The sequence below is a fragment of the Alteromonas sp. 14N.309.X.WAT.G.H12 genome, from assembly GCF_036697315.1.
Taxonomy (GTDB): Bacteria; Pseudomonadota; Gammaproteobacteria; order Enterobacterales; family Alteromonadaceae; genus Alteromonas.
Window position 1 is genome coordinate 27681 of sequence record NZ_JBAHZB010000034.1, and the last position, 6155, is coordinate 33835.

Sequence of the window (6155 nt, forward strand, 5' to 3'; positions counted from 1 at the left end):
GGCATGGCTTATACCTTTGATTTTAAAACCTTTCACCAGTGTGAAAATGCGTTTTTACCCTTTAATCGAAACGGCGTGCTATTTCCGGAAAAAATAAACGGTAAGTACTGCATGCTCAGCCGTCCAAGTGATAATGGACACACGCCTTTTGGTGACATTTACCTCAGTTACAGCCCGGATATGAAGTATTGGGGAGAACACCGTTGTGTTATGAAGGCGAGCCCCTTTGAAGATAGCGCTTGGCAATGTCTGAAAGTCGGTGCCGGCGGTGTACCGGTGAAAACGGATGAAGGTTGGTTGATGTTCTACCATGGCGTGATTAAAACCTGTAGCGGCATGCGATATTCAATGGGCGCAGCCTTGCTGGATTTAGAGCAGCCAGACAAAGTGCTATATCGAACTCAGCCCTACCTTTTAGCACCTGCCACCTCCTATGAGCAGAACGGGGACGTTCCTAACGTGATTTTCCCGTGTGCATCTTTGCACTCTGATGACGACAAAATTGCCGTGTACTATGGTGCGGCCGATACCGTGGTGGGGATAGCTTTTGGTTATATTAGTGAAATCATCGAGTTTGTTAAAAAGAACTCTTTGTAAAGCCTGTCGTCAGGTTTACCTCCCTTATTAACAGGTGTATGGCGTATTTAGCCAGCACCTTGGTGAGGTATTTAAAAAACAATGCATCAGCCGCCTTAGGTGCTGCTGATGCGTTTATTGCAACGGCGTTCATCTGTCATCGTCGTTAACAATGCCGTATTCATCTTGCCCTATAACCGCCTCTTTTTAGCATACTTTGTCCAGCGATTTGAGTGAACTGTTCGCCAAAGCCCTTGGTTTCTCGTAGACTAAGGTAAATATTTCGTTAAATCTTATATGCTGTGTAATCAATGTCTATGAATGCAACCATCAAGGATGTGGCTAAATTAGCGGGCGTGTCATTTAAAACCGTAAGCCGGGTAATCAATAATGAAAGTAGCGTTAGCGAAGTGTTGCAAGTTAAAGTCCGCCAGGCCATTAAAGAATTAAATTACAAACCCAACCTAAGCGCACGGGGCTTGCGAGGCAGTACATCATCCATTGGCTTCCTCTATGATAATCCAAACAGTAATTATGTCATTGATATGCAAAAAGGCATTTTTAAAGAATGTCAGGCATCGGGTTACGAATTGCTGATTCATCCTTGTGAAAGTACAACTGACACGCTGGAAGATGAAATCATGGAAATGGTGACACGTTCACGGGTTGGGGGGCTTATTCTCACCCCTCCGGTATCTGACAACATGACACTGATTAAAAAGTTAGCGCAAAAGCAGATAAAGTTTGTGCGCATTGTGTCTGGTTCGGCGCCACCGGACGAATTTGGTCCCTTTGTGCTAATTGATGATAGACAAGCGGCGTATGCTATTACCCGTCATTTCATTGAGCTTGGCCATAAAGAGCTGGTGTTTTTGTGTGGTGATGCGCAACACAAAAGTAATACTGAACGCTTGAACGGCTTTAAAAAAGCGCTGGAAGATGCGGGGATCGAGGTTAAAAACGAAAATATTTTGCCCGGCAGTTTCAGTTTTGATTCGGGGGTGTCACGTATAAATCAATTAATAGAGCGAGGTACATCCCTGGCTACTGGAATTTTTGCCTGTAATGATGAAATCGCCGCAGGAACCTTGTTTGCCGCTCGAGCAGCCGGTATAGAAGTGCCCCGTAAATTGAGCATAGCGGGGTTTGAAGACAGTCCCTATTCCCGGCAAACATGGCCTTATTTAACGACGGCGAAGCAGCATAATGTGGATATAGCAAAATTAGCCACGAAAATGCTCATCAAAGAAATCAAATCCACAGAGGCAACGCCACAGGAAAATCAGGTTTTTTGTCCTGAGCTTTTGGTGCGTGACTCGACGACGTCCCCCCAATTGTAACCTTTTTCCGATTTATTCTAGGTTACAAGATTGTTGGCAGGGCAGTGAATCTGCACTTTTTTTGAGCTAGATGTGTTGTGCAGATAACCCTTTGTTTTTAAGTAGATAGCCCGTCTTTTTGCCGAAAAAAACAGCGCCAAAATTAATAGTAAAACACAAAATAATTAAATAAATGTTAAACGTGGATTGACAACGTTGTCCCATGATAATAATTTAGATATCAGCAGGCCAAAAAAAACAATAATATTTTTCGCGTTACAACAGCATTTTTTGTATCAGAAATGACAACGTTGCCAGCGGCTTGCCAATAAGTGTCGAGGTGGAATTCGATTAATACCACTACTTCAGTAGAAAATTCAAAAGAGAAGTTAATATGAGTTCATGGCTAAAAAATCACTCAAACGAACATAGGCAATTTGCGTTGTCTCCCACTGTCATCGCGGTTCTCGCTGGCTTGTCAGGAACCTCTTCTTTTGCATATAGCCAAGAAAATGAAGCTCTAGGCGACGATGCAGAAGTCATTCAGGTAACAGGTGTGCGTGGCGCATTAGAAAAAGCGGTAGAAACAAAACGTTCATCGGTGGGTATACTTGATGCCATTTCAGCAGAAGATTTGGGTAAATTACCCGATTCTGATGTGGGTGAGTCTTTGGGGCGTATTCCTGGTGTCAGTGTTGATCGTGCTTTTGGTCAAGGTTCCTCCGTGTCTATTCGCGGTACCGATCCCCAAATGACATACACCACCTTGAATGGTCAATCTGTGGCATCAACGGGTTGGTATGATCAGGTATCTGTGGATCGTTCATTTAATTATTCCATGCTGCCTTCTGAATTGATTAGTGGTATGGAAGTGTATAAAACATCCCGCGCCGACCTTCCGGAAGGTGGTATTGGTGGTACGGTGATTGTTAATACAAGAAAGCCGTTAGCACTGGATGCCAATACCCTATATGTGGGTTCCAAATATTCCATTGGTACCGTCAGTGACGACGGTCAGGAATATTCAGGATTATACAGTTGGAAAAATGACAGCAACAACTTTGGTGTGCTTTTGGCCGGGGCATTTACCGATGGTGATTATATTCGTCGGGGTACTGAATCAGATAGTCGTTGGTCCAGTGACGTTTCGCCCACCACCTTTGTCCAGGAAAGAGAACGTACAGCCTTTGATTTAACCGCCCAGTATCGTCCTACCGATGCGCTGGAAATTGGTTTTCATTGGTTGAGCATGAAACTGGATGCCGATAACTCGAACACCAGTCAGTATATTTTCCAAGATGATAGCTGTACCCTTCGCAATGATGTCACCTCTGACTACAACCCAGATGGCGTATGTATTGCCAGTGAGACCACAGAGGACAATGCCTCTGACGCCTTTGTTCAAACCTGGGCGCGTGCCGCTTCAATGAGCTCCGATAGTATTACTTTGGATATAAAATATACCGGTGACAATTATCAATTAACCGCCGTGGCTGGGAACACCCAGGCCGATGGCGGTACGGATCTAACCACCAATTATTCCTATTCTTCATCCACAGAAGGCGCGAATTTACCGACTTGGACGGGAACCATTGATGCCACAGGGCACAAAATATCCATTAACCCAACCTCAGATCAAAGCGTATCTCTGTCTGATTTGCCCACTCAAACCACCGCAGCGGGTTCTTGGGCGACCACGAAAGGGCCTAATACCGATGAAGAAACCTATGCTCAGGTGGATTTGGAATACTTTATAGATCGCGGCATATTCTCGTCTTTTAAAGCCGGTGTGCGGGCGACCAGCCATGAATTAGAACAGAAAAAATATATCGCTAATTGGGTGGATGATGATGATGTCGTCTATGTTGATACCGCCGATTTGTACAGCGGTACCATGGAGATGGGGGAAAATGGTTGGTCTTTCCCTCGCCCTAATATTTCAGCCATGATATCTAATACCCTCGACAATGTTGATGGATGGACAGAAGACCGGACAAACTATGGCCTTATCGAAGAAGATAATTATTCTGCTTACGGTATGTTGCTAATTGAAGGTGATAATTTTAGCGGTGACATAGGGCTAAGATATATTCGCACCAATGCCTCTGCAAAAGGATATAGTCTGGATGGCACAGAGATCACCAGTGACGATGTCTCCAACAACGAGGGATGGGGATATGATCTCACTACAGAATCTTCGTCCTATGATTACTTCTTGCCTAGCTTTAATTTGAAATATGAATTAAATGAAAACGTGATTATTCGTGTCTCTGCGTCTCAAGCAATTACAAGAGCGAATTATGAGAGCATGTTCTTGGCTTCCATGGAAGGGTACAATGATACGGTATTAGGTAATGAAGAGGTCACCTTTGGTAATCCGGGTCTTGAGCCGCAAAAAAGTACCCAGGCTGATGTGGCCTTTGAATACTATTATGGCCAAGGAAACTTACTTTCCCTCGGTTTGTTCACCAAACATATTTCTAACTTTATCACTACAGAAACCGAAGTGGACCAGTCTATCGGTGTAGTTAGCCCAGATATCGAGGCCGATAGCTGGACGGTGAATCAATATGTGAATGCGGGTAGTGGTGATATTTACGGTGCAGAATTTCAAATTCAGCATGCCTTTGAAAATGGCTTTGGTACCATGTTTAACTACACTTATGCTGATGCCAAGGCACCGAAAGAAAGTTATACCGATGAAATCCCAGTGTTTACAAACTCATCCAAGCATACGGGTAACCTAGTTGTGTATTGGGAGAATGACGAATTCTCGGCAAGAACCGCCTACAACTACCGCTCTAAATATATGGTTCGTGAAACCGGTTGGTATGGCAACCGTATGCATGACGACTATGGTACGCTGGATGCAAGCTTTGCATGGAACTACAATGACAATTTCAAATTCACCTTAGAAGTGGCGAATATCCTCGAAGAAGACGATGTTCAATATGGTGTGGCGGATGCGGATACGTCTGTGAAAGATGCACTTAAAGAAGGCTACCCAGCATGGTCCTTCATGGGTGAGCGCACAATGAAGTTTGGTGTAAGCTACAAGTACTAAAATACCCGTAATATACCAAGCCTGATAAGAATAAAAGCCCAACTGAGTTGGGCTTTTTTTTGTCTGTCACGTCGATAATAGGTTGCCATAACGGGGGCTTTTTTATGACAACATTAGTCAGTACACCCTGTCAGAGTACGAAAGGATTGCATCTTTGCACCTTGTAGGGTGAGAAGAAAAAGCAGGATGACAAACATGGGTGGGCGCAAGAAAGCCGATAATGGCATTTCACGGCAGAGCATGGTGGCTAGAAGTCGAAAAATGTATTTACCGTTAAACGCCCGTTTTGCGCACTAGTACTGATACTTTTATCCGTATTTTTTATATAAGGGTTGTGAAGAACGCCCCCAGGATAGACCACCAGACGATTACGTACGCCCTCAATATAGCCAATTTTCCTAAACTGCGTGTTACTGTCGAAGCAATAGGTTGGGGTGAGTCGCGGACCTGTGTTTAATTCCTCGTAGTAACAGTCTAAATAGCGATCAACATTGTGTTTGGTGATGCGTTGAATGCCGGTGGCACAATGTTGATAAAAGGCCGTACCGCCATGCTCCTCACCACTAAGATATAGAATTGCCGCTAAGTGATTTGGCTCACTGGAATCGAAATGCGGGCTAGACTGCAACGGGCTAAGATCTTTTTCTTGCATGGTAAGCAGCGACATAGCGCACATGCTTTTTCGAATATCTCTACCGGCTCCTACGTTAAATACACGCTTTAATATAGGTTCGATATAGGTCGTTAGGTTGTAGGAATAATTTTGCGGCGCTGGCGCGCGTACGCCAGGGTAACCCTTCTTTAATTGATAACCGGGGTAGGGGTCATATTGGCTTTGTCTTGCATAAGCAATAAGGGCATCGGGATCTGCTAAAAAGTTATCAATACACAGCGCCTTATTATCACCTATGGCGATGGTGCGCATGACATTGTTGTCGCTAAGCTTACAAGCAGGATCATTCATTATATTTTTATAAAAAGCGTCGGTTTTATATAGGCAAACATTCTACAATGAATTACCATAACTGACAACGTTGTCTTATTTTGCTCTAGGGCGATACCTGCAGCGCTTTGTCTTTCGCCATGGTACGAAAAACAAGACATCCACATTGTTCAATACAATGCATCGGGGGAACAACGACGGTGTCATTAGCAATCAGTAAAAATATTAGGTGACTATGAAAACTCAATCAGCG

At 44.0% G+C, this 6155-nt stretch carries 3 protein-coding genes and 1 pseudogene; 3 read left to right on the forward strand and 1 reads right to left on the reverse strand.

All coding sequences use genetic code 11. The annotated features are described in order from the left end of the window. From V5298_RS10790 to V5298_RS10800, 3 genes and pseudogenes are all read left to right on the forward strand, one after another. Window positions 1-597 (forward strand): annotated as a pseudogene (locus V5298_RS10790) (glycoside hydrolase family 130 protein); the annotation flags it as partial. A 296-nt stretch (window positions 598-893) separates the two neighbouring features. Beyond that, complete coding sequence (locus V5298_RS10795) at window positions 894-1916, forward strand: LacI family DNA-binding transcriptional regulator (RefSeq protein WP_332931475.1); 1023 nt, start codon at window positions 894-896, stop codon at window positions 1914-1916. A 373-nt stretch (window positions 1917-2289) separates the two neighbouring features. After that, on the forward strand, window positions 2290-4959 hold the full coding sequence (locus V5298_RS10800; RefSeq protein WP_332931472.1) for a TonB-dependent receptor: 2670 nt from the start codon (window positions 2290-2292) through the stop codon (window positions 4957-4959). 247 nt (window positions 4960-5206) lie between these two features. Here V5298_RS10800 and V5298_RS10805 read toward each other — a convergent pair whose 3' ends face one another. Continuing rightward, window positions 5207-5923, reverse strand: coding sequence for a DUF6445 family protein (locus V5298_RS10805; RefSeq protein WP_332931473.1), 717 nt, complete (start codon window positions 5921-5923; stop codon window positions 5207-5209). Window positions 5924-6155: the final 232 nt, after the last annotated feature.